Source organism: Streptomyces sp. NPDC048338, from assembly GCF_043201055.1.
Taxonomy (GTDB): Bacteria; Actinomycetota; Actinomycetes; order Streptomycetales; family Streptomycetaceae; genus Streptomyces.
This window is the reverse complement of the sequence record NZ_JBICYQ010000018.1, coordinates 33,450-57,285: the sequence shown is the minus strand read 5'-3', so window position 1 is coordinate 57,285 and position 23,836 is coordinate 33,450. Positions and strand designations below refer to the sequence as shown.

General features: G+C 72.0%; 27 protein-coding genes. 8 read left to right on the top strand and 19 right to left on the bottom strand.

The window, feature by feature from the left end:
* Positions 1–105: 105 nt before the first annotated feature.
* The 3 genes from ACGFZF_RS34005 to ACGFZF_RS33995 all read right to left on the bottom strand — a co-directional run bounded on the left by ACGFZF_RS34005 (position 106) and on the right by ACGFZF_RS33995 (position 3,073).
* On the bottom strand, positions 106–1,350 hold the full coding sequence (locus tag ACGFZF_RS34005) for a GNAT family N-acetyltransferase (RefSeq protein ID WP_393560631.1): 1,245 nt from the start codon (positions 1,348–1,350) through the stop codon (positions 106–108).
* Between the two features lie 96 nt (positions 1,351–1,446).
* Complete coding sequence (locus ACGFZF_RS34000; protein ID WP_393560629.1) at positions 1,447–2,433, bottom strand: asparaginase; 987 nt, start codon at positions 2,431–2,433, stop codon at positions 1,447–1,449.
* Positions 2,434–2,479: 46 nt separating this feature from the next.
* Positions 2,480–3,073 (bottom strand): ABC transporter substrate-binding protein, encoded by a 594-nt coding sequence (locus ACGFZF_RS33995; protein ID WP_393560627.1) that lies wholly within the window; start codon positions 3,071–3,073, stop codon positions 2,480–2,482.
* Between the two features lie 122 nt (positions 3,074–3,195).
* Between ACGFZF_RS33995 and dtd the strand changes: the two genes are divergently transcribed.
* A complete protein-coding gene (dtd, locus tag ACGFZF_RS33990) occupies positions 3,196–3,621 on the top strand; it encodes a D-aminoacyl-tRNA deacylase (RefSeq protein ID WP_393560625.1) in 426 nt (141 codons plus the stop codon).
* A 54-nt stretch (positions 3,622–3,675) separates the two neighbouring features.
* Here dtd and ACGFZF_RS33985 read toward each other — a convergent pair whose 3' ends face one another.
* From ACGFZF_RS33985 to ACGFZF_RS33960, 6 genes are all read right to left on the bottom strand, one after another.
* Positions 3,676–4,656, bottom strand: a complete 981-nt coding sequence (locus tag ACGFZF_RS33985; RefSeq protein WP_393560623.1) for a YgfZ/GcvT domain-containing protein — start codon at positions 4,654–4,656, stop codon at positions 3,676–3,678.
* 10 nt (positions 4,657–4,666) lie between these two features.
* Positions 4,667–5,104 carry a Fur family transcriptional regulator gene (locus ACGFZF_RS33980; RefSeq protein WP_393560621.1) on the bottom strand — a complete coding sequence of 146 codons (438 nt, stop codon included), beginning with the start codon at positions 5,102–5,104 and terminating at the stop codon, positions 4,667–4,669.
* 47 nt (positions 5,105–5,151) lie between these two features.
* Complete coding sequence (locus ACGFZF_RS33975; RefSeq protein ID WP_356607202.1) at positions 5,152–5,724, bottom strand: FABP family protein; 573 nt, start codon at positions 5,722–5,724, stop codon at positions 5,152–5,154.
* Between the two features lie 234 nt (positions 5,725–5,958).
* The gene (locus ACGFZF_RS33970; protein WP_393560619.1) at positions 5,959–6,897 is read right to left on the bottom strand and encodes a hypothetical protein; all 939 of its coding nucleotides are present in this window, start codon (positions 6,895–6,897) and stop codon (positions 5,959–5,961) included.
* Positions 6,894–7,751, bottom strand: coding sequence for a hypothetical protein (locus ACGFZF_RS33965; RefSeq protein WP_393560617.1), 858 nt, complete (start codon positions 7,749–7,751; stop codon positions 6,894–6,896). The genes ACGFZF_RS33970 and ACGFZF_RS33965 overlap by 4 nt, the downstream gene beginning before the upstream one ends.
* A gap of 17 nt (positions 7,752–7,768) precedes the next feature.
* Positions 7,769–8,647, bottom strand: a complete 879-nt coding sequence (locus ACGFZF_RS33960; protein ID WP_393560615.1) for a hypothetical protein — start codon at positions 8,645–8,647, stop codon at positions 7,769–7,771.
* 105 nt (positions 8,648–8,752) lie between these two features.
* Here ACGFZF_RS33960 and ACGFZF_RS33955 point away from each other — a divergent pair, with 105 nt between their 5' ends.
* Positions 8,753–9,115, top strand: a complete 363-nt coding sequence (locus ACGFZF_RS33955; RefSeq protein WP_393560613.1) for a DsrE family protein — start codon at positions 8,753–8,755, stop codon at positions 9,113–9,115.
* A 76-nt stretch (positions 9,116–9,191) separates the two neighbouring features.
* Here ACGFZF_RS33955 and ACGFZF_RS33950 read toward each other — a convergent pair whose 3' ends face one another.
* The 8 genes from ACGFZF_RS33950 to ACGFZF_RS33915 form a co-directional block, all read right to left on the bottom strand.
* Complete coding sequence (locus tag ACGFZF_RS33950; RefSeq protein WP_393560611.1) at positions 9,192–9,455, bottom strand: DUF3099 domain-containing protein; 264 nt, start codon at positions 9,453–9,455, stop codon at positions 9,192–9,194.
* A gap of 108 nt (positions 9,456–9,563) precedes the next feature.
* Positions 9,564–9,851: a DUF1416 domain-containing protein gene (locus ACGFZF_RS33945; RefSeq protein WP_356607213.1), complete on the bottom strand. Its 288-nt coding sequence runs from the start codon at positions 9,849–9,851 to the stop codon at positions 9,564–9,566.
* Positions 9,852–9,900: 49 nt separating this feature from the next.
* Positions 9,901–10,740, bottom strand: coding sequence for a sulfurtransferase (locus tag ACGFZF_RS33940; RefSeq protein WP_147978602.1), 840 nt, complete (start codon positions 10,738–10,740; stop codon positions 9,901–9,903).
* Between the two features lie 148 nt (positions 10,741–10,888).
* The gene (locus tag ACGFZF_RS33935) at positions 10,889–10,969 is read right to left on the bottom strand and encodes a putative leader peptide (RefSeq protein ID WP_350497993.1); all 81 of its coding nucleotides are present in this window, start codon (positions 10,967–10,969) and stop codon (positions 10,889–10,891) included.
* Between the two features lie 194 nt (positions 10,970–11,163).
* On the bottom strand, positions 11,164–11,853 hold the full coding sequence (locus ACGFZF_RS33930; RefSeq protein ID WP_393560609.1) for a DUF2993 domain-containing protein: 690 nt from the start codon (positions 11,851–11,853) through the stop codon (positions 11,164–11,166).
* 92 nt (positions 11,854–11,945) lie between these two features.
* A complete protein-coding gene (locus ACGFZF_RS33925; RefSeq protein ID WP_393560607.1) occupies positions 11,946–13,223 on the bottom strand; it encodes a hypothetical protein in 1,278 nt (425 codons plus the stop codon).
* Positions 13,135–13,389, bottom strand: a complete 255-nt coding sequence (locus ACGFZF_RS33920) for a MoaD/ThiS family protein (RefSeq protein WP_384870245.1) — start codon at positions 13,387–13,389, stop codon at positions 13,135–13,137. The genes ACGFZF_RS33925 and ACGFZF_RS33920 overlap by 89 nt, the downstream gene beginning before the upstream one ends.
* 45 nt (positions 13,390–13,434) lie before the next feature.
* Positions 13,435–14,241, bottom strand: coding sequence for an alpha/beta fold hydrolase (locus ACGFZF_RS33915; RefSeq protein ID WP_356778614.1), 807 nt, complete (start codon positions 14,239–14,241; stop codon positions 13,435–13,437).
* Positions 14,242–14,501: 260 nt separating this feature from the next.
* On the opposite strand from ACGFZF_RS33915, the gene ACGFZF_RS33910 reads away from it, so the two are divergent.
* From ACGFZF_RS33910 to ACGFZF_RS33890, 5 genes are all read left to right on the top strand, one after another.
* Entirely contained in the window at positions 14,502–15,302 is an 801-nt protein-coding gene (locus ACGFZF_RS33910; RefSeq protein ID WP_393560604.1) for a response regulator transcription factor, read from the top strand.
* A 24-nt stretch (positions 15,303–15,326) separates the two neighbouring features.
* Complete coding sequence (locus ACGFZF_RS33905; RefSeq protein ID WP_147978608.1) at positions 15,327–16,349, top strand: LacI family DNA-binding transcriptional regulator; 1,023 nt, start codon at positions 15,327–15,329, stop codon at positions 16,347–16,349.
* 155 nt (positions 16,350–16,504) lie between these two features.
* Complete coding sequence (locus tag ACGFZF_RS33900; protein WP_393560601.1) at positions 16,505–17,572, top strand: S1C family serine protease; 1,068 nt, start codon at positions 16,505–16,507, stop codon at positions 17,570–17,572.
* A gap of 71 nt (positions 17,573–17,643) precedes the next feature.
* Positions 17,644–18,357, top strand: a complete 714-nt coding sequence (locus ACGFZF_RS33895; protein WP_393560599.1) for a response regulator transcription factor — start codon at positions 17,644–17,646, stop codon at positions 18,355–18,357.
* Positions 18,354–19,769 carry a sensor histidine kinase gene (locus tag ACGFZF_RS33890; protein ID WP_393560597.1) on the top strand — a complete coding sequence of 472 codons (1,416 nt, stop codon included), beginning with the start codon at positions 18,354–18,356 and terminating at the stop codon, positions 19,767–19,769. Before ACGFZF_RS33895 ends, ACGFZF_RS33890 begins: the two co-directional genes overlap by 4 nt.
* Positions 19,770–19,856: 87 nt before the next feature.
* Here the strand turns inward: ACGFZF_RS33890 and ACGFZF_RS33885 are convergent, their stop codons facing one another.
* Together ACGFZF_RS33885 and ACGFZF_RS33880 are read right to left on the bottom strand one after the other, a co-directional pair.
* Entirely contained in the window at positions 19,857–20,723 is an 867-nt protein-coding gene (locus ACGFZF_RS33885) for a phosphatidylinositol-specific phospholipase C (protein ID WP_393560595.1), read from the bottom strand.
* 142 nt (positions 20,724–20,865) lie between these two features.
* A complete protein-coding gene (locus ACGFZF_RS33880; protein WP_393560593.1) occupies positions 20,866–22,680 on the bottom strand; it encodes a bifunctional metallophosphatase/5'-nucleotidase in 1,815 nt (604 codons plus the stop codon).
* 145 nt (positions 22,681–22,825) lie between these two features.
* Here ACGFZF_RS33880 and mshD point away from each other — a divergent pair, with 145 nt between their 5' ends.
* On the top strand, positions 22,826–23,752 hold the full coding sequence (mshD, locus tag ACGFZF_RS33875; protein WP_356607239.1) for a mycothiol synthase: 927 nt from the start codon (positions 22,826–22,828) through the stop codon (positions 23,750–23,752).
* The last annotated feature ends 84 nt before the right edge of the window (positions 23,753–23,836 follow it).

Sequence of the window (23,836 nt, the reverse complement as noted above, 5' to 3'; positions counted from 1 at the left end):
CGCGCACCGCGCCCGGAAGCGTGCCACCCGCGATCGCGTGAGGCGGCCGCCGGCAGACCCCGGTCCGTCCGCCGGCGGCCCCCGGCCGCCCTCGCTCGTCCCGGCTCAGAAGACGTCGGGGCACCAGGGCCGGCGGGACGCCCGCAGCAGGGTGTCCGCGAGGGCGGCGGCGCCCGTGGCGAGCTCCTCGACCCGGCCCAGGTCGGCGAGCCGGACCACCGACTCGTCGCCCAGCGACAGCGTGCCCAACTCGGCGACGTCGAGCGCCAGATCGGCGGACTCGGTGGTCCGCGTGCAGGAGGCGCCCTGAGGCGAGGCGTCGAGCCGGTAGCGCCCGCCGGCCGGACCGCCGGTGTCCCGTACGTCGAGGACGAGGCTGCCGGCGGCGGCGTACGTCCGGGTCTCCAGGACCTTGGCGACGTCGAGGACCCGGACCCAGAGCATGTCGGCGTGCGTCGTCGCCCTGGCCGCCCGCGGGTCGGGCAGCAGGAGCGGGAGGAGGTCGTCGGGGGCGCGGTATCCGGACCTGACACCGGTCACCCAGTCGATGGAGCAGAGGAACCGCCACAGCGCGCGCTCGGCGGCCGGGGTGACGGCGATCAGGTCCTTCACGGTGGCCGTGTTCAGCGGCTGCTTGCCGTCCTCCCACCGGTCGTCGCAGGTGTAGGCGACATAGCCCTCGACCTCGCCGGACTCGGAGCGGTAGACGCCGTAGAAGGGCTCGGTCCACGGGTCCCTGCGGAAGCAGCGTCCGGTGACGGCGTCCCAGCCGCGGGTGTCCCGCCCGACGACGCCGGCGCGGACCCCGGCCAGCCGCCGGTGCAGCGGCGGGCCGATCCGGCGGATCTCCTCGCCGTCGGCGAAGTCGATCCGCCCGCCGTCCTCGGGACGGCCGGAACGGCGCGGGTCGAGCCCGGCGCGCCGGACGTCGACGGTCCACTCGGTGGTCCAGGCGGCGGGGCCGAAGCCGAAGCGCCCGTAGATCGGGTACTCGGCGGCGATCAGCGTCGCGACCGCGTCGCCCCGCTCGGCCGCCGCGGCCAGGTCGTCCCCCATCATGCGGCTGAGCAGCCCGCGGCGGCGGTGGGTCGCGGAGACGGTGACGCCGCTGACGGCGTCGGCGACGAGCGTGCCGCCGCCGACCGTGCTCAGTTCCTGGGTGAACGACCGGAACGTGGCGACGACCTTCCCCTGGTCGAAGACGCCGTACACGCGGGAGAGGTCGGTGTGCGGCAGCCGGTCGGCGACCTCTTCGTCGGTGACGACCGGGGGCCGCAGGAAGCCGGCGTGGAGCGCCCGCAGCCAGTCGGGGTACTCGGACTCGGAGACGGGCCGCACCTCGGAACTCATTCCCCGAGGTTATGCGGGCCCGCCGTCCGCCCGCATGCGACTTTCCGCCGGCGGGGTCCGGCGAGGTACGCGCGTACCCCGGCGGACACCCTCCGGTCAGAACGCCGCGCGGATCCCTCCGACCACCGTCGGACCGCCCAGCAGGGGCACGGCGCCGATCCGGTCGAGGACGGGGTCCACCACACCCATCAGGGCGAGGGTCCGGGCCAGCACCGGGCCCAGCGCGCGGGTGGCACCGTCGTCGATCTTGAAGGCGAGGGCGCGGCCGTCCGGCAGGGCGACCGCCTGCACGGCCTCGGCGCCCATCTTCGACAGCGTTCCCGGTATCTCCCGCATCAGCCAGGTGTCGGGCCGCCGGGTGCCCGCGACGTACTCCGGGTGCGCCCGCATCGCGTCCGCCACCCGTCGCCGCGGCGTTCCCGGCCGGGCGAGGACGAAGGCGCGGAAGGCCCGCGCCAGGCCCGTCAGGCTGAGTGCCATCAGGGGAGCCCCGCAGCCGTCCGTACCGAGCGCGGCCACCGGCTCGCCCGCCGCGGACTCGACCTCCTCGCGGACCAGCACCTGGAGCGGGTGGTCCGGGTCGAGGTACGAGGCGAGGTCCCAGCCGTTCCGCGCGCACGCCGCCAGCATCGCCGCGTGCTTGCCGGAGCAGTTCATGGCGATCCGTGCGCGCCCGTGTCCGCCGGCCAGGTAGCTTTCCGCCTCGACGGGGTCCAGCGGCAGGTCGGGCGGGGTCTGGAGGTCGTCCTCGGTCAGGCCGTGCTCGCCGAGCATGATGCGCACCAGGTCGAGGTGGAACGTTTCGCCAGAGTGGCTCGCCGCCGCCAGCGCCAGTCGTTCCCCCGCGAGGTCCAGGCCGGCCCGCAGCATCGCGGACGCCTGCATCGGCTTGTTCGAGGACCGCGGGAAGACGGGTGCGGCCGGATCTCCCCAGGCCCGCTCCACCGAGCCGTCGGCCGCCAGCACCACCAGCGAACCCCGGTGGACCCCCTCGACGAATCCCGAGCGGACGACCTCGGCGAGGACCGGCGACCGGCCCGAGGACAGATCCCCGGACGGAGCCGTGGACAGGGCGATGGACATGACGGTCGGCCTTCCGGGGCGGGCGACCCGCCCCGGAGGGATCGCCTCAGATCAGCAGGTCGTCTACTTGCGCTTCCCCTTCACGGTACCTGCGGGCGATCTCCGCGCTGCAGTCGTCGGCGGTCCGCTGCAGCTGCTGACGCCGCCGGGAGACCTGCTGCTCGTAGCCCGCGAGCCGCCCCATGGCCGTGTGCAGTTCCTCGTCCGTACGGGCCGCCAGGTCCGACAGCTCGACCTCCGAGAGCATCTCGGCCGCCAGCCGCCGGTACTCCTCGCTGCGCGGCGTCGACAGCGTCACGTGCCGGGCCGAGGTCCGCAGCCGCGAGGGCGCGTCCGCGAGGATCTCCGAGAGCCGGTCGAGGACCGGCGTCTCGGGATCCGCACGCCGGGCCAGTTCGGCCCGCAGGATGTCGATCCGGCCCTGCAGCATCCTGCGGACGTAGCTGAGGTCGGCCTCGTCGCCCTGCGCGTCGCGGCGCAGCGCGCGCAACTCGGTCAGCCGCAGGGCGGTGATGTCGGGTGTGGGCCGTTCCGGCAGGGCGGTCTCGGCCGTCCGCTGCACAGGTGGTCGTACGGCCGCGCCGATCCGGGTCAGCCGTACGGGACCGGACGGCGTCTGCCCGGCGCCAGATGCACTCATGTGATTCCCCTCGACCGGTGCGCATCGCACCGCCTGAAAGGCATCGTGCCACTCTGCACGTGCACGTGCAGGCGCTCTGCACCCGTTCGGCCCCAGACGAGTCGGTCGGTAGGTTGGTCCGTATGCGTGCAGTGGTACAGAGGGTCGACGGCGCGAAGGTCGTCGTCGCAGGGGAAACGGTCGGCGAGATCGTCGGCGAGGGTCTGTGTGTGCTGGTGGGGGTCACCCACGACGACACCCCGGAGAAGGCCGCCCAGCTGGCCCGGAAACTGTGGTCCGTCCGGATCCTGGAGGCGGAGAGATCCTGTTCGGACGTGAATGCCCCCTTGTTGGTGATTTCTCAGTTCACCCTCTACGGGGACGCCCGCAAGGGCCGCCGTCCGACCTGGAACGCGGCCGCGCCCGGCCCCGTCGCCGAACCCCTCGTCGACGAGGTGGTGGCGCAGCTGCGCGGCCTCGGCGCCCGAGTGGAGACGGGCCGGTTCGGAGCGGACATGCGGGTCTCGCTCACGAACCACGGCCCGTTCACGGTGATCGTGGAGGTCTGACGCCGGGGGCCTGTCGTGGCCGCCCCCGTGCGCCGTCCTGCCGTACGGGGCGCCTTACGGCTCGACGACCGTCTCCTGCGCCGCCGCCGTGTCCCCGGCGAGCAGCTTCGCGTCCACGGGAACGTTGCGCTTCACCATCGCCAGCGCGATCGGACCCAGTTCGTGGTGGCGGGCCGAGGTCGTGATGAAGCCCAGCTGACGGCCGTCCGCCCCGTCGGAGGCGAGCCGGAGCGGCGTGCCGTGACCGGGCAGGTGGACCTCGCTGCCGTCCAGGTGCAGGAAGACGAGCCGGCGCGGCGGCTTCCCCAGGTTCTGGACCCGGGCCACGGTCTCCTGACCGCGGTAGCAGCCCTTCTGGAGGTGCACGGCGCTGCCGATCCAGCCCAGCTCGTGCGGGATGGTCCGGTGGTCGGTCTCGAAGCCGAGCCGCGGCCGGTGCTCCTCGATCCGCAGCGCCTCGTACGCGAGGATGCCGGCGGCCGGCCCGTGCGCGGCGGCGAAGGACTCCAGGTCGCCGCGGGGCAGGAACACCTCGCGGCCGTGCGCGGTCTCCCGTACGACCGGGCCCTGCGGGACCTCGGCGATCGAGCCGGCCGGCAGGTGGACGACGGCGAAGTCGTCCGTGCGGTCGGCGACCTCGACCCGGTAGAAGAACTTCATCGACTCCAGGTAGGCGAGGAGGTCCTCCCTCGTGCCCGGCTCGACGTGCGCCCAGACCGTCTCGCCGTCGTCGACGAGGTAGAGCGCGTGCTCGATGTGGCCGTTGGCGGAGAGGATCAGCGCCTCGGTGGCCTGGCCGGCCGGGAGGGAGCTCACGTGCTGGGTGAGCAGCAGGTGCAGCCAGCTCAGCCGGTCGTCGCCGGAGACGGTGATCACACCGTGGTGGGAGAGGTCGACGAGGCCCTTGCCGTCGGCGAGCGCGCGCTGCTCGCGGAACAGGTCGCCGTAGTGCGCCGCGACGCCTTCGTCCCGGCCCTCGGCAGGGACGGCGCCGGGCAGGGACAGCAGGGGGCTGGGTGGAGTAGGTCGCTGCATGGCGTCCAGCCTACGACTCGGCCGCGGCCGCCTTGCGGGTGCAGCTCTCGCACCGGCCGAAGATCGCGAAGTGCTTCATGTCGGTCTCGAAGCCGAAGGTCTCGCGGAGCTTGCCGGTGAAGTCGGCCGCGATCTCCACGTCGGCCTCGATCACCTCGGTGCAGTCCCGGCAGACCAGGTGCAGATGGTGGTGGCGGTCGGCGAGGTGGTACGTCGGCGCGCCGTGACCCAGGTGGGCGTGGCTGACCAGGCCCAGCTCCTCCAGGAGCTCCAGCGTCCGGTAGACGGTGGAGATGTTCACACCGGAGGCGGTCTTGCGGACCTCCCCCAGGATGTCGTCCGGCGTCGCGTGCTCCAGCGCGTCCACCGCCTCCAGGACAAGCTGGCGCTGGGGCGTCAGCCGGTAGCCGCGCTGCCGCAGGTCGCTCTTCCAGTCGGTGCTCACCACGCCCCCCAGTGTAGGAGGGCGCGGCGCGGTACCGGGGGCTCCGTGGCCTACTTGAAGAAGGCGATGCCGTCGTCGGGCAGGTCACCGAGGCCGCGGGCCATCTCGGCGACCTCCTCGGGGCTGACGACCTTCTTCAGGTGGGCGGACATGTACGGCCGCAGCGGGACCTCGGGGGTGGCCTTCTCGCCCACCCACATCAGGTCGCCCTTGACGTAGCCGTAGAGCCGCTTGCCACCGCTGTACGGGCCGGACGCGGCCGTACGGGCCACGGCGTCCGTCACGAGGTCGATCTGCGGCTTCTGGTCGGCGAGCTCGCCGTACCAGATCTCCACGATGCCCTGGTCACGGACCATGACGACCTCGACCTTGCGGTCCTTGTCGATCCGCCAGTAGCCGCTCTCGCTCTCCAGCGGACGGACCTGCTTGCCGTCGTTGTCGAGGACCCAGGAGTGCGAGACGTACTCGATGAAGTCACGGCCGTCGTGGCTGAAGGTCACGGACTGGCCGAAGTTGCACTTCTCGGCACCGGGGAAGTCGGAGACACCCGCTCCTTCCCACGTGCCGAGGAGGAACGCGAGGGGGAGGAGGTCCGGGTTGAGGTCGGACGGAATCTCGATCATGAGCAGCTCAGGCGATCTCTTGAGGGGGTTAGCGCTGGCCCTGGTACAGCTTCTTCACGGCCAGACCGGTGAAGGCGAGCACACCGACGCAGACCAGGACCAGAAGGGTTTCGAAGAAGAAGATCACAGGTGCTCCTCGAATGAGCGTGAAGGCAGGACGGGCCGGACACCAGCTTAGTGGGCTGGTGTCCGGCGCCGCGTGTGAGGTGGGTCCGGTTGCGGTGACGCCGTCCGTCAGCCCAGCAGCTGGTTCTGGAGGGCGACCGTCTGCTGGAACGGCACGGTGAGCGCCCCGCCCTTGCGGGACTGGGTGATCAGGGCGAGGGTGTCGCCGGCCTGGATGTGCACCCACCGGGTCTGCTCGGGACCGTACGGCTTCGTCTCCTCGAAGCCGTACAGCACGTTGAACGGCACGCGGATGTCGAGGGTCGAGTCGTCGATCACCGCGGCCCCGACACCGTTCGGGTGGTGGCCGTCCGACGAACCCGCGTCCAGCGCGTTGTCCTTGAAGTCCTCCGCGAAGGCCACCGACGTGAACCGCACCAGGTGGATGCGGGTCGTCGTGCCGTCGGGCGTGGTCCAGCCCCGGGCGGCGATGTGCCGCAGGGCGGATTCGTCGAGGGCCTGCTTCAGGGCGACGCCGGCGTCCTTGTCGTACTGCGACAGGTACTCGTCCACGCTCACCCAGCCGCCGTTCAGCTTCGGGTCGACCGTGGCGCCCGCCGGGGCCGGGAGGAGGAGCTTGCGCAGGTCCGCGTAGTGGACCTCGCCCTCGTTGCCGTCGGTGTACGGACGGGGGACGTCCTGCGGCAGAGCCGGGAGGCTGAGCTTCGGGTACGCCCACCGGCCGTCGTTCTCGGTCGCCAGACCGGGCACGTCGGTGCGCTCCATCGAGGTGATCCCGAGCGCCGTGCCCGCCCCGAGCCCGCCGCACACGACGACGGCGGCCGTCCAGCGGGCCACGGCCCACAGCACCCGCTTCGAGGGCCGGCGGGCGGCGGGTGCCGCGGGGGCCTCCGTGGCCTCGGGGGTGGCAGCGGTCTCGGGAGCCCTCTCCGTCTCCGCAGCCGCCGGAGCCTCGGGAGTCGCAGCGGTCTCCGGGGCCTCAGCGGTCTCCGACACCACCGCCTCCTCGGCCTGGGCCGGGATCTTCGTGTCCGTCTGCTCGGTCATACGTACTCCCCCGGGGACTCGATGTGGTCCAGCTGCTTCTTCACCAGCGCGGCCACCGCGGACTTGTCGAACGGCTTGGCGCCCTCGGCGGTGACGGTGACGTAGACATCGGAGTCGTAGGCGGCGCAGAGCATCCCGTCCAGCTGGTCGGCCTGCTCCTTCTTGCTCAGCCCCTTCTCCTGCGGGAAGAGGTGGCACATGGACGTCGCCTGCGCGTCGATCTTCGGGCCCTTCGGGAACTTCAGCAGCCCGGCGATCTCCTTGCGGAGCTCGAACATGTCCCGGATACGGCTCTTGTCCTTCATCCGCGTGAGGTGCACGTACACCACGAGGTCCTCGTCGGACGAGACATAGGTGCGCACCGCGACGCCCTGGACGCCGAGGCGGTCGACCCGCTTCTCGTAGTCGCGACGCTTCTTGCCCGAGAGCCCCTTGCCCTCCTGCTTCATGAGGGCGGTGGCCTCCCTCGCGCCCAGCTCGCCGTCGTTCCCGTACGTCTCGACGTCGGGGCCGAGTTCGTAGCCGGACGGCACCGGCAGCAGGAGCTTGCTCAGCGGCGTCGACGCCCTGCCCCGCTCGAACCCCGCGGCCGGGTCCTTGTCCGCCGCCGAGGACTCCGTCTTCTCCCACACCACCGTCTCCGCCGCGCGGTCCGCGCCGGAGACGGTCACACCCGTGTAGGTGAGGCCGCCGCCGATGGCGCCGAGGACGAGGACGGCGGGCAGTGCCACGGTCAGCAGCGCGCGAGCGCGCCCCTTCTTCCCCGGCGCATCAGCGGCGGGCGCCTCGGGCACGGTGGCGGTGGCGGGCACCGCGCGGTCCGCCGCGTCGGCCCCGTCGGTCACATCGGTCACGTCGTTCCGGTCCTCGTTCACAGGCGCCCCAGCTGTCGTTCGGCCACCGAGGCGATGTCCTTCTTGGAGATCTTCTTGGTGTCGATCATGAAGATCTCCACGGCGACGTCCCCGCGGTGCAGGTAGGCCCTGGCCTCGTAGAGGTCCAGGTAGCCCGCCTCCTTGTGCACGGGGAAGACGTAGAAGCGGCCGTTCGCGGAGCTCTTGAGGGCGTCGCCCTCGTTGCCGGCGAATTCGTCGTCGCCCATGTACGACATCTGGTCCTCTGAGTGATCCTTCGCACCGAGGAAGTCGCTGGGCCGGAACTGCACCAGCCGGATCTCGGTCACCCGGAACTCGCCCGTCTGCCACGACGTGGTCGCGACACGGCGGATCCCGTTCCCCAGCTCGTGACCGAGTGCCGGACCGGGCCTGTCGAACTCCCTGGCGTACTCGGGCACCGTCAGCCAGCCGTCGTCGTCCGCGAAGTCCGTCTTCTTCGCTCCCGCCGGCCTGGGCAGCAGCAGCTTGCGCAGATCGCCTTCCGTCTTGGCCCCGCGGTCCTCGGAGACCGGCAGCGGCTCGATCGTGCTGCCCTTCGGCAGCGGCTTCGGGTAGGCGAGGTCCGCCTGGTTCAGCGCGGGAAGCGGGGTCGGCTCCCGCTCGGCCTGGACGCCGTAGCCCACCGCCGTGCCGCCGACGATGCCGAGGACGGCGGCGACGGCGATCAGCGCGACGGTGCGCCCGGCCCGGCGGCCACGCGACGGCAGGACGGCGGTCTCGGCCTCCGGCACGGCGGCCTCCGGCGCGACCGGTGCGGCAGCCTCCGGCGTGTGCGGCGCGGCCTGCTGCCCTGGTGCGGAACGCTCCGGCGCGGCGGCGCTCTCGGCGTGTTCCGGTGTTTCTGTGGCTTCCAAAGGGGTCCCCCCACGAGACCTGAATCGCAGATTCCGTAACCTGCGCATCCCCCTGACTCGCGAGTGACGCATGAGGTTGCAGGGGACCGCATTACAGTTCGGTATATGGCGAAGAAGCTCGTGATCAAGGTGACCGCCGGGGCCGACGCCCCCGAACGCTGCTCGCAGGCCTTCACGGTGGCCGCGGTGGCCGTCGCCAGCGGGGTCGAGGTCTCGCTGTGGCTGACGGGCGAGGCGTCGTGGTTCGCGCTCCCCGGCCGCGCGGCCGAGTTCGAACTGCCGCACGCGGCGCCGCTGCCGGACCTCATCGACTCGATCCTGGCGGCCGGGCGCCTGACGCTCTGCACGCAGTGCGCGGCGCGGCGCGAGATCACGGAGGGGGACGTCCTGAAGGGCGTCCGCATCGCCGGCGCGCAGGTCTTCGTCCAGGAGGCCATGGCCGACGGCACGCAGGCGCTCGTCTACTGATCCCGGGGTCGGCCGCGTCCCCCGACCGATCGGCCCGGGTCGGGGCCCGGCCGGGTCCGGGCCGCGACCTGGCGCGTCAGGTCTCGCGGCGCTTCTTGCCGTCGAGCTCGTCCCACCACTCGTCCGACTTCGGGTCGCCGGAGGGGTCGTCCCACCAGCGGTCCTCGGGTCCCCGCCGGTTCGCGATCATCGCGGCGAGCGGCGGGATCACCATGGCGACCACGCACATCCCGATGGCGACCGGCATGGAGAACAGGCGCACGACGGCCCAGGCGCCCACGAAAAGCACCAGGCAGGCACCCATCATCCAGAAGTAGACGTGCCGACGGCGTGCGTACACACCTTCAGGGTACGACCGCGGGCATGCCTGAGGGCCGTGCCTCTCGTCCTGGTTCAGGCGTCCAACCCCCCAGGAGGCACGGCCCTCAGGCCGTTCGGGCAACGCGGATCAGACCGCGATGGCGACCTCCGCGAGGCCACCCTGCTGCGCCACGACCTGACGGTCGGCGGTGCCGCCGGGGACCAGGGCACGGACGGTCCAGGTGCCCTCGGCCGCGTAGAAACGGAACTGGCCGGTGGCGGAGGTCGGGACCTCGGCCGTGAACTCGCCGGTCGAGTCCAGGAGGCGGACGTAACCGGTGACGGGCTCGCCGTCCTTGGTCACGAAGCCCTGGATGGTGGTCTCACCGGGCTTGATCGTCGAGGCGTCGGGGCCGCCGGGCTGCGCTCCACACATGATGTTCTGTCCTTACGGTCGAGGGGTCCGGAGAAGGGGGTCCGGGGCCTTACTTGTTGGCGCCGAGCTCGATCGGCACGCCGACGAGGGAGCCGTACTCGGTCCACGAGCCGTCGTAGTTCTTGACGTTCTCGACGCCCAGGAGCTCGTGCAGCACGAACCAGGTCAGCGCGGAGCGCTCACCGATGCGGCAGTAGGCGATGGTGTCCTTCGCCAGGTCGACCTGCTCGTCCTCGTAGAGGGCCTTGAGCTCGTCGTCCGACTTGAAGGTGCCGTCGTCGTTGGCGTTCTTCGACCACGGGATGTTGCGGGCGCTCGGCACGTGGCCGGGGCGCTGCGACTGCTCCTGCGGGAGGTGCGCCGGGGCGAGCAGCTTGCCGGAGAACTCGTCGGGCGAGCGGACGTCGACGAGGTTCTGGCTGCCGATCGCGGCCACGACGTCGTCGCGGAACGCGCGGATCGCGGTGTTCTGGGCCTTGGCCTTGTACTCGGTGGCCGGGCGGGCCGGCACCTCGGCGACCAGGTCGCGGGAGTCGAGCTCCCACTTCTTGCGGCCGCCGTCGAGGAGCTTCACGTTCTCGTGGCCGTAGAGCTTGAAGTACCAGTACGCGTAGGAGGCGAACCAGTTGTTGTTGCCCCCGTAGAGGACCACGAGCGTGTCGTTCGCGATGCCCTTGGCCGACAGGAGCTTCTCGAAGCCCTCCTGGTCGACGAAGTCGCGGCGGACCGGGTCCTGGAGGTCCTTGGTCCAGTCGATCCGGATGGCGTTCTTGATGTGGTTCTTCTCGTACGCCGAGGTGTCCTCGTCGACCTCGACGATGGCGACCTTCGGGTCGTCGAGGTTGGCCTCGACCCAGTCGGCGTCTACCAGGACGTCGCTGCGGCTCATGCTGTTCTCCTCCGGGGCAGTCTTCGGCGGTGTGGTGCGGTGTGGCGCAGGATGGTGCGGGTACGCGTCATCACGTGCGTACGGGCTACACGGGTGACCCCGACGGTGCGTCAAAGGGTCTGAGGAATACGGGATTCGGACGTCCCGCTCAGACGGAGCGACAGAGCATGGCGGCGACGCGGCACAGGTCTACTGCCCGCCGCTTCGTGAGATCCGCCTGTCGCTTCATGCCCTCGATCGTAGGGACGGACAGGCGGCTGTGTCACCGGTGTGTCGTATTTTGAGACGCGATCGTCCGAGGAATGGGACACGTGTCCCCGGAAAGCAGCGACGGACGCCCCGCGAGCGGGGCGTCCGTCCAGTGTTTCTACGGTTCGGACGGGGGCGTCTCACCATGTGGCACGCCGCCGTCTGCGGGCCGTCTCAGCCGGCGAGGACCACGTCCTTGCCGGTGACGGCGATGGCCACGCCGTCCTCGCGCGCCTCGACGCTCTCCAGCTTCATGCCCGCGGGCAGGCCGCCGATCTCCCGGTCGAAGTCGGTGCGCTGCCGGATCGCGTCCTCGATGCCGGGGATGCCTTCGAGCGGCACCTTGTCGGCCCGCACCCGGATCGTGTCCCCGTCGACCAGCGTCACCGTCGACACGACGCTGCGGGTGACCGTGCGGCCCAGGATCCGGACGCCCCCGGTGACCTTCAGCTTGCCGTTGCCGCCGTAGGCCACGACGACGTCGCGGTCGGCCGCGGCGGCCAGGTCCGCGTAGGAGATCAGCGCGGTGCCGGTGGCGGAGCCCGCCCGGGCGCTGGTGTAGTCGCCGTTCAGCGTCACGTCGCGGAGCGCGGCGGTCATCCGGCCGATCCGGATCTTCTTGCCGCCGGCCGTGGCCTCGACGCCGGTGAGCGTGACGTCGACCTCGTCGAAGCGCTTGTCCATGATCTGCGTCAGGAAGGGGAAGCCCTTGATGTCGACCTCCGTCGAGCCGGCCCGGGCGGGGCCGAGCCGGACGCGGTCGGCGGCCTCCGACTCCGCGTAGGACACGGCGAGGCGGTCCACACCGACGAGGATCCCGCCCAGTACGACGGCCATGATCAGCAATACGCGCAGTGCTCGCATGGCCTGTACGTCCCCCTCGAAGCTTCGCAAACGGATCCGGCCCCCCGACACGAAGATCGACGTGTCGGGGGGCCGGTTGGTTCCCTGGGGGCTCAGAACAGGGCGCGGCCGAGCAGGTGGACGGCCGGTGCGGCCAGCGCCAGCGGCAGTGCGACGCCCGCCGTCATGTGCACGAAGCGGGACGGGTAGTCGTAGCTGGCGACCCGCAGGCCGGCCAGCGCGCACACGCCGGCGCCGAGGCCCAGCAGGGCGCCGGAGACGGCGTCCGGGCCGACGGCCCCGCCGGCGGCGATCCCGGCGCCCGCCGCTGCGAGGAGCGCCGCCACGACGGAGGCCGGGCCCGGCAGGGGCAGCGCACGGGCGAGGACGGCTGCGGCGACCGCGAGCCCGCCGACGACCACGGCGTCCGGGGCGGAACCGAGGTGTCCGGTGGCCACGATCGTCAGGGCGGCCGAGGTGACGGTGGCCATCAGGCCGTACATCCGCTCGTCCGGGTCGGCGTGGCTGCGCAGCTGGAGGACGAGGGTGAGCAGCACCCAGACGCCGAGAGTGCCGAGGATCGCGGCGGGCGCGTGCTCCCGGCCGGCGGCCAGCAGGACGACGTCGGCGACCAGCCCGCCGGCGAAGGCGAGGGCGATGCCCTGCCGGGCCGGCCACATGCCGTTGAGCCGGAACCAGCCGGCGGCGGTGACCGCCTGGAGCAGCACCACCGGCACGAGGAGCGCGTAGGACCCGACGGCCGCGCCGGCGGCGAGCAGGCCGCCCAGGACCGCGGTGAGGGCGGCCGGCTGCATCCCCGGCGCGAGGATCGGGGAACGCCCCTCGGCGCGGGCGCGCTGGGCATCGGTGATCCGGGCGTTGCCGGTGGTGGTGGGCGCGGAGTAGGCGGGCCCGCCGGCAGCCGCGAGCGGGGCGTCGGGCGCCGCCGGCGTCTCGGCCGGGAGTGGCACGGCCTGGGTGCCGTAGGCGGTCGCGGCGGGCCCGTACGGGTCGGCGGGCGGCTGGGGCGCCCCGTGCTGCGGCGCGAAGCGGGCCGTCCGGTCCGACGGGTAAGCCGGGTGGACCGGCTGCTGGGCCTGGGCCTCGTGCGGCGCCGGGTGGGCCGGCTGCTGCGGCGCCGGGTACGGCCGGACCACGGGCTGGTACTGCGTGTCCCAGGTCTGGCCCTCCCACGTCTGCGTGACGTCGGGGTCCTGGTACCCGTACCGCGGCTCCTGGTGCTGCTGTCCCGTGGCGTACGGATCGTACGGATGCTGCTGATCGCTGCTCATGCTGTGCGGTTCACCCTCCTGCGAACGGCGGGAGCACCTCGACCGTGCCGCCCTCGGCAAGGCGTACGGTCTCATGGCCGCGGGTCCCGACGGGGTCACCGTCGACGAGGAACGAACACCGCTGGAGTACCCGGACGAGCTCGCCCGGGTGCCTCTCGCGGGCCGCCTCCAGCGCCTGCGCCAGGTTCTCGGCGGTGTACGGCTCCTCGGCGACACCGGCGGCGGCCTTGGCCGCGGCCCAGTAGCGGATGGTCCCCGCTGCCATAGCGGCGCTCCCTTCGTTCGTGTGCGCGCCGCTCCCCATGATGGGCTATCCGTCCACGAGCCAGCCGCCGAGGCGGCCCAGCAGCTCGTCGTCCGCCGCGTTCTCCGCGTGGCCCATCCCCCGTTCCAGCCAGAGCTCGGCCTCACCCGCCGCCGCCAGCATGCGCGGATGGTCGACGGGGAAGTACGGGTCCCGGTCGCCGTGCACGATCAGCAGCGGGGTGGGGGCGATCAGCGGGACGGCCTCGACGGGCGACAGCGGCACCGGGTCCCACGGGCGGCGGTCGATCCGCGTGCCGAGCCCGTAGCGGCCGACGAGCCGGCCCACCGGCCGGGTGATCACCCAGTGGACCCGCCGCATCGACGGCGTCCCCCGGTAGTACCAACGGGCGGGGGCGCTCACGGCCGCGACCGCATCGGTGTGCGCTCCCGTGAGCCCCCGTTCGAGCGCCGCGTGCCTCAGCACCACCGAACCGCCCATCGAGAAGCCCAGCGTCACGACGCGCGCGTGCCCCAGCTCCCGGGCCCAGCGCACCGCCGCCGAGAGATCGAGGACCTCGCGGTCGCCGACCGTGGAGACCCCGGCCGACCTGCCGTGGCCCCGAAAGGAGAAGGTCACGACCGCCGCCCGCCCGGCGAGGGCCCGCGCGGCCCGGCGCACGGAGGGCCGATCGGCCGAGCCCGTGAACCCGTGCGCGACGACGACGGCCGTATCGGTGACACTCGTCGTACACGGTTCGTAAACCGCCTCGATACGGACACCGTCATCAGTGAGCAACATTGCACGTCGAGGACCGGAAGTGATCGAGGAAACATCCACCATGTGAAATCGACCCTCTGCCTCGGAACTCATGTGAGCTATTCTGCTTGCCAGAGGATCCGGGCAACGCAGCCCCCGGGTCCTTTTGTGTTTCCCGACCGTTGTTACGGCCAGATGAACAAAGGCTCTCAGGGCGCGAGAGCCGCAGCAGTACCAGCCGTGATCAAGTGCCGCAGACGCCCCTCACGCCCGGCGTGGGGGGATCCCCTCTCGCAGGGACGAGGAGGACCCGACGTTATGGGCGAGCGAACGAAGCACGACCGACCGACGACGACCCAGGCAGGTGGGGCGCGATGAGTTCACTTCTGCTCCTGACGAACGCGCTGCAGCCCTCGACCGAGGTGCTCCCCGCACTCGGCCTCCTGCTGCACAACGTGCGCGTGGCCCCGGCCGAGGGGCCCGCACTGGTGGACACCCCCGGTGCCGACGTCATCCTCATCGACGGCCGCCGCGACCTCCCGCAGGTCCGCAGCCTCTGTCAGCTGCTCCGCTCCACCGGCCCCGGCTGCCCCCTGATCCTCGTCGTCACGGAGGGCGGCCTCGCGGCCGTCACCGCCGACTGGGGCATCGACGACGTGCTGCTCGACACCGCGGGCCCGGCCGAGGTCGAGGCCCGGCTGCGGCTGGCGATGGGCCGCCAGCAGATCGTCTCCGACGACTCCCCGATGGAGATCCGCAACGGGGACCTGTCGGTGGACGAGGCGACCTACAGCGCCAAGCTCAAGGGCCGGGTCCTGGACCTGACCTTCAAGGAGTTCGAGCTCCTGAAGTACCTCGCCCAGCACCCCGGCCGGGTCTTCACCCGCGCGCAGCTCCTCCAGGAGGTCTGGGGCTACGACTACTTCGGCGGCACCCGAACGGTCGACGTCCACGTACGGAGGCTGCGGGCCAAGCTCGGACCCGAGCACGAGTCCCTGATCGGCACCGTCCGCAACGTCGGCTACCGCTTCGTCACCCCCGAGAAGGTGGAGCGCGCCGCGGAGGAGGCCCGGGCCAAGGAAGAGGCCCGCGTCAAGGAGCCCACGCGGGACGTCACTCCGACGGAGGACAGGGTCGACGTGGTGGAAGCCACAGTGCGACCTGCCGGTAGGTAGGTCACCCCGCGTAGACTGCCGCGCGTGGCCAAGGTGACGCGGGATGACGTAGCGAGACTTGCGGGTACTTCGACCGCCGTCGTGAGTTACGTCATCAACAACGGACCCCGGCCGGTCGCCCCGGCCACGCGCGAGCGTGTCCTCGCCGCCATCAAGGAGCTGGGCTACCGCCCGGACCGGGTGGCCCAGGCGATGGCCTCGCGGCGCACCGACCTCATAGGCATGATCGTCCCGGACGCGCGGCAGCCGTTCTTCGCCGAGATGGCGCACGCGGTCGAACAGGCCGCCGCCGAGCGCGGGAAGATGGTCCTCGTCGGGAACTCGGACTACCGCGACGAACGCGAGATCCACTACCTCCGCGCCTTCCTCGGGATGCGGGTCTCCGGGCTGATCCTCGTCAGCCAGGGCATGAGCGAGCGCGCCGCGAGCGAGATCGAGGCATGGGACGCCCGCGTGGTGCTGCTGCACGAGCGGCCCGAGGCGCTCGACGACGTCGCCGTCGTCACCGACGACATCGGCGGCGCGCAGCTCGCCACCCGGCACCTCCTGGAGCACGGCCACCCGTACGTGGCCTGTCTCGGCGGCGTCCCCAACACCCCGGCCGTCGGCGACCCGGTCGCCGACCACGTCGAGGGCTGGCGGCGCGCGATGGTGGAGTCCGGGCGCTCGGTCGAGGGCCGGCTCTTCGAGGCCCCGTACAACCGCTACGACGCCTACCGGATCGCGCTGGACATCCTCTCCGGCCCGAACCGGCCGCCGGCCATCTTCTGCTCCACCGACGACCAGGCCTTCGGCGTGCTGCGGGCCGCCCGCGAGCTGCGGATCGACGTGCCGGGCGAACTGGCCGTGGCCGGCTTCGACGACGTGAAGGAAGCGGCGCTGACGGACCCGCCGCTGACGACCATCTCGTCCGACCGCCCGGCGATGGCCCGGGCGGCGGTCGATCTGGTCCTGGACGACTCGCTGCGGGTGGCGGGATCGCGGCGCGAGCGGGTCAAGCAGTTCCCCTCGGCCCTGATCCTCCGCCGCAGCTGCGGCTGCGCGTAGGCCCCGTCCGGGCGATGCCCCTCCGCTGCCGCGGAGGGGGCGATCACGGCGGGCCCCGTCCCGCCGCAGGTCTTTATTTCGGGCATACAGGGTTCTGCCGGGCTTCTCAGGGCCTCCTCAGGAAGCTCTCATGAACGGCCCGCAGAGTCATTGCCATGACGGACTACCCTCACCAGCCGCAGCAGCAGCCGTACTACCCGCCGCAGCCCCCGAGGCACCCGTACGACCCGGCGGAGCCCCTCAGCACCGAGCCGGGCACGACGATCTGGCCCGCCGGCGGGTACGTCCCGCCGCCGGCCGCCCCCACCGCCCCCGGCCCCGCGCACGCCGCTCCCGAGCCGCGCCGCCGCGCCAAGCGGGGTGTCGGACTGCTCGTGGCCGTGGCGATCGCCGCGGCCGCTGTCGGTGGCGGCACCGCCACCCTGGTCCAGCAGCTCACCGCCGACGGCACCGCGAACGCGTCCGGCGGCGTCAACGGCACGAACGTCTCCGCGAGCAGCCGGGGCACCGTCGCCGGGGTCGCCGCGGCCGTCTCGCCCTCCATCGTGGAGATCTCCGCGAGTTCGACATCCGGCAAGTCCACCGGATCCGGCGTGATCATCACCGGCGACGGCGAGATCGTCACCAACAACCACGTCATCTCCGGCGCCGACTCGATCAAGGTCCAGCTGTCGGACGGCACCTCCTACGACGCCGCGGTCGTCGGCACCGACCCCGACAAGGACCTGGCGCTGATCAAGCTCCGGGGCGCGTCCGGACTCAAGGCGGCCACCCTCGGCGACTCCGGCAAGGTGAAGGTCGGCGACGAGGTCGTGGCGATCGGCTCCCCCGAGGGCCTGACCGGCACCGTCACCAGCGGCATCGTCTCCGCCCTCGACCGCGACGTCACCGTCGCCAAGGACGACGGCCAGGACCGGCAGCAGCCGCAGTACGACCCCCGGCAGGGCTGGCCCTTCGAGTTCGGCGGCCAGGAGTTCAACGGCGACACCGGCTCGTCGAAGACCACCTACAAGGCGCTCCAGACCGACGCCTCGCTCAACCCGGGGAATTCCGGCGGCGCGCTGATCAATTTGAACGGGGAGATCATCGGAATCAATTCGGCGATGTATTCGCCGAGCTCCTCGAACGGTTCTTCGGCCGGCAGCATCGGCCTCGGATTCGCCATCCCCGTCGACACCGTCAAGGCCGATCTGGAACAGCTGCGCTCGGGCGGCGCCAACTGAACGGCGACCCGCACGACCCCACCGGGCGGAGCGATCCGTACGGCCCGAGCGACCCGTGGGACGCTGGGGCCATGACTGAAGGCGAGCGCATCCTCATCGTCGACGACGAGCCCGCGGTCCGGGAGGCGCTGCGCCGCAGCCTGGCGTTCGAGGGCTACGGGACCGAGGTCGCCGTCGACGGCCTGGACGCCCTCGCCACGCTGGAGTCGTACGCCCCGGACCTCGTCGTCCTCGATGTGCAGATGCCCCGGATGGACGGCCTGACCGCGGCCCGCCGCATCCGGTCGTCCGGCTCGACCGTGCCGATCCTGATGCTGACCGCCCGCGACACCGTCGGCGACCGGGTGACCGGCCTCGACGCGGGCGCGGACGACTACCTGGTGAAACCCTTCGAGCTGGACGAGCTGTTCGCCCGGATCAGGGCCCTGCTGCGCCGCAGCTCGTACGCGGCGGCGACCGGCGAGACGCCCGCGGGCGACGTGCTGGCCTTCGGCGACCTGCGGATGGACCTGGCGACCCGCGAGGTGACCCGGGCCGGGCGCCCCGTCGAGCTGACGCGGACGGAGTTCACCCTCCTGGAGATGTTCCTGGCCCACCCTCGGCAGGTCCTGACGCGGGAGCAGATCCTGAAGGCGGTCTGGGGCTTCGACTTCGAACCCAGCTCGAACTCGCTGGACGTCTACGTGATGTACCTGCGCCGCAAGACCGAGGCGGGCGGCGAGCCGCGCCTGGTGCACACGGTGCGGGGCGTGGGGTACGTGCTGCGCGGCGGAGGCCCGGAATGAGGAGTCCGCTCGCCTGGTTCCGGTCGAGACCCCTGCGGTCGAGGCTGGCGCTGCTGACGGCGACGGCGGTGGCCGTGGCCGTGGCGGCGGTCTCCCTGGCGTGCTGGCTCGTGACGCGGGCGCAGCTGGAGGGAGAACTGGACGCGGCGCTGCGCCGCACGCAGTTCACCGACCAGCAGGCCCGTGAACTGCTCAACTCCTGCGGCCCGAAGGCGGGGAAGCCGCCGGGGTACCCGCCGTACGGCTCGGACACGCGGCAGATCGTGTCCGCAGACGGCGTGGTGTGCTCGCTCGGCACCTCCAAGATCCCGGCGACCCCCGAGGACATCGCGGTGGTGGAGCGGCAGGAGCCCTACGCGCTGCACACGACGACGGCCGAGGACGGCTCGCAGATGCGGGTGTACACCTACCCCGTGAGCGACCGGACGGTGGCCGTCTCGGTCGCCCGTCCGCTCTCCGAGATCGACAACTCGATGTCCACGCTCGGCTGGGTCCTGCTGCTGGTCTCCGGCATCGGCGTCGTCGGCGCGGGCGCGGCCGGCCTGTGGGTCGCGCGGGCCGGGCTGAAGCCGGTGGACCGGCTGACCGGGGCCGTCGAGCACGTGGCGGCCACCGAGGACCTGACCGTGCGCATCCCGGTCGAGGGCGAGGACGAGATCGCCCGGCTGTCCCGCTCCTTCAACGCGATGACGGCGGCGCTGGCGTCCTCGCGGGACCGCCAGGCGCAGCTGATCGCGGACGCGGGCCACGAGCTTCGCACCCCGCTGACCTCGCTGCGCACCAACATCGAGCTCCTGGCGCGCAGCGAGCAGACGGGCCGCGCGCTGCCGCCCGACGACCGTCGTGCCCTGATGGCCTCGGTGAAGGCGCAGATGACGGAGCTGGCCGCGCTGATCGGCGACCTCCAGGAGCTGGCCCGCCCGGACGCGGCGGCGCCCGGGCCGCTGGAGGTGGTGCCGCTGCACGGCATCCTGCGCTCGGCCCTGACCCGGGCGCGGCTGCGGGGGCCGGAGCTCACGTTCGTCGTCGACCTCGCGCCCTGGTACGTCCGGGCCGAGCCGGCCGCGCTGGAGCGGGCCCTGGTGAACGTCCTGGACAACGCGGTGAAGTTCTCGCCGCCACGGGGCACGGTCGAGGTGACCCTGATGCGCGGCGAACTGACGGTCCGCGACCACGGGCCGGGAGTCCCCCCGGAGGAGCTCCCGCACGTCTTCGACCGCTTCTGGCGCTCCCCCTCGGCCCGCAGCCTGCCGGGTTCGGGCCTGGGTCTGTCGATCGTGGCCCGCACGGTCCAGCAGGCGGGCGGTTCGGCGGAGCTCAGGGCGGCCGAGGGCGGCGGCACGGTCGCGGTGCTCCGGCTGCCCGGCGCACCGACCCCGCCGCCGGAGGGCCGGTCCTTCGCGGAGGACTGAGCCGGTACGGCGGTGCGGCCGGTACGGCCCCGCGGCCGTACCGGCTGCGCCGTGCCGGGTCGGTGGTGCCGGGTCGGTGGTGCCGGGTCAGTTGTGCCGGATGAGGGACTCCACCAGCCCCGGGCGGGTGTTCGGGAAGTCCATCGGGACGATGCCGAGCCCCTTCCAGCCGGCGCCCTCCGCGCCGTCGACGAAGCCGTGGACCTGCGGGTTGAGACGGTCGGAGTTCCAGCGGGGCGGGAGCAGGGCGGCCGTGGAGACGTAGTTGACGTACAGCTTGCCGGGCTGTGCGGCCGCCTTGCGGAAGTGGGCCTGGATCTTGGGGTACTTGGCGAACGGCTCGGCCATGTAGTCGTCCTGGATGTCGAAGAGCGCGCCGTCGCCGTACCGGACGCCGGGCAGCCCGCCGTTGTCGGCGAGCAGGACGACCCGGCCGCGGGACTCGCCCAGGGTGGGCAGGCCGGCCCCGATCCGGAACAGGGAGCGCCAGCCGCGGTTGTCCAGGTAGTCGTCGAAGACGGCGCGGAAGGTGGCGTCGGAGTCCTCGGAGTACTCCTGCTTGACCCGCATGAGGACGGTCTCGGAGGGGTGGGCGGCGAGGAAGTCGCGGCAGGCGATCAGGACGTCGCCGAACATCAGGTTCTGGTAGTACGCGGCGTGGTGGATGGCGAACGAGCCGCCGGTGACCCGGCAGCGGACGTCCAGGAAGCGGATGCCGCTGTTCAGCTGGTCGGCGATGGAGGTGTTCTGGCAGGCGACCCACGGCCCGCCGTATCGGGCCCCGGAGTCGTGGGTGCCGGGGATGGTGAGCTTCTGGAGCGGGGTGGGGTCGCCGTGGCCGGCCATCCAGTCCTGCGTCGTGAGCACCCGGGTGCGCGCGTGCGCGGGCGGGGCTCCGATGAGAACGGTGGCGGTGGTCGCCGCGGCTCCCGCGAGAAAGCTTCGTCGGTCCATGGCACGGGATTATGTCGGGGACGCGTCAAGAATCCCAGAGTGTGGGACGCGCGGATGGGCCGGCCGCCGCCGGGCCCGGACACGCGGGAGGGGGCGGTGCCCGCCGCAGCGGGCACCGCCCCCTCCCGGAGGGCCCGAAGGCTTACTGCACGACCGTGATCCGGTCCGACGCCGGCACCGCCAGCGGGGACGTCGGCGAGGAGTGGGCCGCCAGGTAGGCGTTGAACAGGTCCAGGTCGGACGCGCCGACCAGCTTGTTCGTGCCCGCCGCGAGGGCCGGGAAGCCGTCGCCGCCGCCCGCCAGGAACTCGTTCATGGCGACGCGGTAGGTCTTCGCCGGGTCGATCGCCTCACCGTTCAGCTTGACCGAGCCGTCGACGACGCGGTCCGCGCCCGTCTTGGTCATGTCCAGCGTGTAGGTGAGCCCCTTCGAGACCTGAAGGATCTTGATCGAGGTCGCGTTGGAACCGCTGACCTGCTGCTTCAGCGCGGCCAGCAGGTTCGCGCCGGACAGGTCGACGACGTTCATCATGTTGGTGAACGGCTGCACGGTGAACGACTCGCCGTAGGTCACGACGCCGTCGCCCTCGGCGCCGGAGGCCTTGTGGACCAGGTCCGAGCGGATGCCGCCCGGGTTCATCAAGGCCAGCTGCGCGCCGCCCTTGTCCGCCGGGGCCAGGCCCTCCAGCTGCGCGTCGGCGATCACGTCGCCGAGCGGCTTCTCGTAGGCCGTCGAGCCGCGGCCGTTGATGTCGGCGGCGATGTAGCCCTGCGGCCGGTTCGCGATCGGGGCGGCCAGCGTGCGCCAGTCCTCGATCAGCTTCGTCATGTCGGCGGCCTTCGGGACGTCACGCGTCACGACGTGGTTGGCCGAGTCGACCGACGCGCGGACGATGTCCCGGGTGCGGCGGTCGTAGGTGAGCGTGGTGTCCGTGTACAGCTTGCCGTACGAGGACGCCGAGGTGACCAGACGCGGCTTGCCGGCCGGGTCCGGGATGGTGCACACGTACGCCTGGTGCGTGTGGCCCGTGACCAGCGCGTCGACCTGCGGGTTCACGTTCTTGGCGATCTCGGTGATCGGGCCGGAGACGCCGTCGCCCGGGCCGGGGCTGTCGCAGTCGTAGTTGTACGAGGAGGAGGCCGGGGCCCCGCCCTCGTGGACCAGGGCGACGATGGACTTGACGCCCTGCCGCTCCAGGACCTTCGTGTACTTGTTGATCGTCTCGACCTCGTCACCGAACTTCAGGCCCTTGACGCCCTCGGCGGTGACGATGTTCGGGGTGCCCTCCAGGGTCACGCCGATGAAGCCGATCCGGACGCCGTTCTTCTCCCAGATGAAGTACGGGTCGAGCAGCGGCTTGCCCGTCTTCTCCTTCGTCACGTTCGCGGCGAGGTACGGGAAGTCGGCGCCCTTGAACTTCTCGCCCGGCACGAAGCAGCCGGCCGTCGGGTGACAGCCGCCGTCCTGCATGCGGGCGAGCTCCTTGGCGCCCTCGTCGAACTCGTGGTTGCCGACCGAGGTGACGTCGAGGTCCAGCTTGTTCAGCGCGTTGATCGTCGGCTCGTCGTGGAAGAGCCCGGAGAGCAGCGGGGAGGCACCGATCAGGTCACCGGCCGCGGCCGTGACGGAGTAACGGTTCCCCTCGCGCGCCTGGCGCAGGTGGGTGGCCAGGTACTCGACGCCGCCCGCGTCGATCTTCTCGGTGGTGCCGTCCTCCTTGACCCGCGTGACCTGGCCGGAGGAACCGGCCGGCGCCTCCAGGTTGCCGTGCAGGTCGTTGAAGGAGAGGAGCTGGACGTCGACCGTCCGGCCCCAGCCGTGCCCGCCGTGGCCCTGCGCCGACTGCTGCGCCGCACCGGCCGGCATCGCGGCGACGAGCGCGCCGACGGTGGCAAGTCCCGCACCGGCGACGAGGATCCGCCGCCCCGCCCTGTTCTTCCTCGGTGTCGCTGACATCTTTCCCCTTGTCCCCATACGACTACCTGCTCTGCCCGCGCAGCCTAGAGTCAACGCGCGTAGCGCAACAGGGGGTAACGGGTTACAAGAGGGTTGCCGTCGCCTTTCCCGCGGCTCGGCGCACCGCCGCCGTAGGCTCGTACCCATGACTTCTGACGCGGCCCCGGCCCTCGAACCCGGACGCCAGATCCACACCCTCGACGAGCTCTCCCCCGAGCAGGTCCAGGACGTCCTCGACCTGCTGGCGTCCGCCGACCGCGCCGACGGCATGCACGCCGTGTCCGAGCAGGGCCGGCTGTACCTGCGCCACGGACGGCGCGAGGGCATCCGCCACTTCCTCCTCACCGTCGGCCACCAGCTCTACGGATACGCCCAGCTGGAGGACACCGACCCGGTGGAGGCGCCGGCCGCCGAGCTGGTCGTGCACCCCTCGCACCGCGGCCGCGGGCACGGGCGGGCGCTCGGCTCGGCCCTGCTCGCCGCCTCGGGCAAGCGGCTGCGGGTGTGGGCGCACGGCGGGAAGTCGGCGGCCCGGCATCTCGCGCAGGTCCTCGGCCTCACCCTGTTCCGGGAACTGCGTCAGCTGCGGCGGCCGTTGGCCCCGCTCGACATCCCGGAGCCGGTGCTGCCCGAGGGCGTCACCGTCCGCACCTTCGTCCCCGGGCAGGACGACGCCGCCTGGCTCGCCGTCAACGCGGCGGCCTTCGCCCACCACCCCGAGCAGGGCTCGCTGACCCAGCGCGATCTGGACGACCGCATGGCCGAGCCGTGGTTCGACCCGAAGGGCTTCTTCCTCGCGGAGAAGGAGGGGCGCCTGATCGGCTTCCACTGGACGAAGGTGCACGCCGAGGAGCAGCTCGGCGAGGTCTACGTGGTCGGCATCCTGCCGGACGCCCAGGGCGGCGGCCTCGGCAAGGCGCTCACCGCGATCGGGCTGCGGCACCTGGCGGCGCAGACGCTGCCGACGGCGATGCTGTACGTGGACGCGGACAACACCGCGGCCGTGACGGTGTACGAGCGGCTGGGGTTCACCACGCACGAGGTGGACCTGATGTACCGCACGGAGTCCTGACACCCCGGCCGCGGACCCGCGCGCGAAGTCCTTCCGAGCAGGGGGCGGTTGACACCGCCCCCTCTCTTCCACCACCCTTTCACT

Excerpts from the sequence above, each read along its gene's own strand:
- ACGFZF_RS34005 (WP_393560631.1), bottom strand. The coding sequence starts at position 1,350 with ATGAGTTCCGAGGTGCGGCCCGTCTCCGAGTCCGAGTACCCCGACTGG.
- ACGFZF_RS34000 (WP_393560629.1), bottom strand. The coding sequence starts at position 2,433 with ATGTCCATCGCCCTGTCCACGGCTCCGTCCGGGGATCTGTCCTCGGGC.
- ACGFZF_RS33995 (WP_393560627.1), bottom strand. The coding sequence starts at position 3,073 with ATGAGTGCATCTGGCGCCGGGCAGACGCCGTCCGGTCCCGTACGGCTG.
- dtd (WP_393560625.1), top strand. The coding sequence starts at position 3,196 with ATGCGTGCAGTGGTACAGAGGGTCGACGGCGCGAAGGTCGTCGTCGCA.
- ACGFZF_RS33985 (WP_393560623.1), bottom strand. The coding sequence starts at position 4,656 with ATGCAGCGACCTACTCCACCCAGCCCCCTGCTGTCCCTGCCCGGCGCC.
- ACGFZF_RS33975 (WP_356607202.1), bottom strand. The coding sequence starts at position 5,724 with ATGATCGAGATTCCGTCCGACCTCAACCCGGACCTCCTCCCCCTCGCG.
- ACGFZF_RS33970 (WP_393560619.1), bottom strand. The coding sequence starts at position 6,897 with ATGACCGAGCAGACGGACACGAAGATCCCGGCCCAGGCCGAGGAGGCG.
- ACGFZF_RS33955 (WP_393560613.1), top strand. The coding sequence starts at position 8,753 with ATGGCGAAGAAGCTCGTGATCAAGGTGACCGCCGGGGCCGACGCCCCC.
- ACGFZF_RS33945 (WP_356607213.1), bottom strand. The coding sequence starts at position 9,851 with ATGTGTGGAGCGCAGCCCGGCGGCCCCGACGCCTCGACGATCAAGCCC.
- ACGFZF_RS33940 (WP_147978602.1), bottom strand. The coding sequence starts at position 10,740 with ATGAGCCGCAGCGACGTCCTGGTAGACGCCGACTGGGTCGAGGCCAAC.
- ACGFZF_RS33935 (WP_350497993.1), bottom strand. The coding sequence starts at position 10,969 with ATGAAGCGACAGGCGGATCTCACGAAGCGGCGGGCAGTAGACCTGTGC.
- ACGFZF_RS33930 (WP_393560609.1), bottom strand. The coding sequence starts at position 11,853 with ATGCGAGCACTGCGCGTATTGCTGATCATGGCCGTCGTACTGGGCGGG.
- ACGFZF_RS33920 (WP_384870245.1), bottom strand. The coding sequence starts at position 13,389 with ATGGCAGCGGGGACCATCCGCTACTGGGCCGCGGCCAAGGCCGCCGCC.
- ACGFZF_RS33915 (WP_356778614.1), bottom strand. The coding sequence starts at position 14,241 with ATGAGTTCCGAGGCAGAGGGTCGATTTCACATGGTGGATGTTTCCTCG.
- ACGFZF_RS33910 (WP_393560604.1), top strand. The coding sequence starts at position 14,502 with ATGAGTTCACTTCTGCTCCTGACGAACGCGCTGCAGCCCTCGACCGAG.
- ACGFZF_RS33900 (WP_393560601.1), top strand. The coding sequence starts at position 16,505 with ATGACGGACTACCCTCACCAGCCGCAGCAGCAGCCGTACTACCCGCCG.
- ACGFZF_RS33895 (WP_393560599.1), top strand. The coding sequence starts at position 17,644 with ATGACTGAAGGCGAGCGCATCCTCATCGTCGACGACGAGCCCGCGGTC.
- ACGFZF_RS33890 (WP_393560597.1), top strand. The coding sequence starts at position 18,354 with ATGAGGAGTCCGCTCGCCTGGTTCCGGTCGAGACCCCTGCGGTCGAGG.
- ACGFZF_RS33885 (WP_393560595.1), bottom strand. The coding sequence starts at position 20,723 with ATGGACCGACGAAGCTTTCTCGCGGGAGCCGCGGCGACCACCGCCACC.
- ACGFZF_RS33880 (WP_393560593.1), bottom strand. The coding sequence starts at position 22,680 with ATGTCAGCGACACCGAGGAAGAACAGGGCGGGGCGGCGGATCCTCGTC.
- mshD (WP_356607239.1), top strand. The coding sequence starts at position 22,826 with ATGACTTCTGACGCGGCCCCGGCCCTCGAACCCGGACGCCAGATCCAC.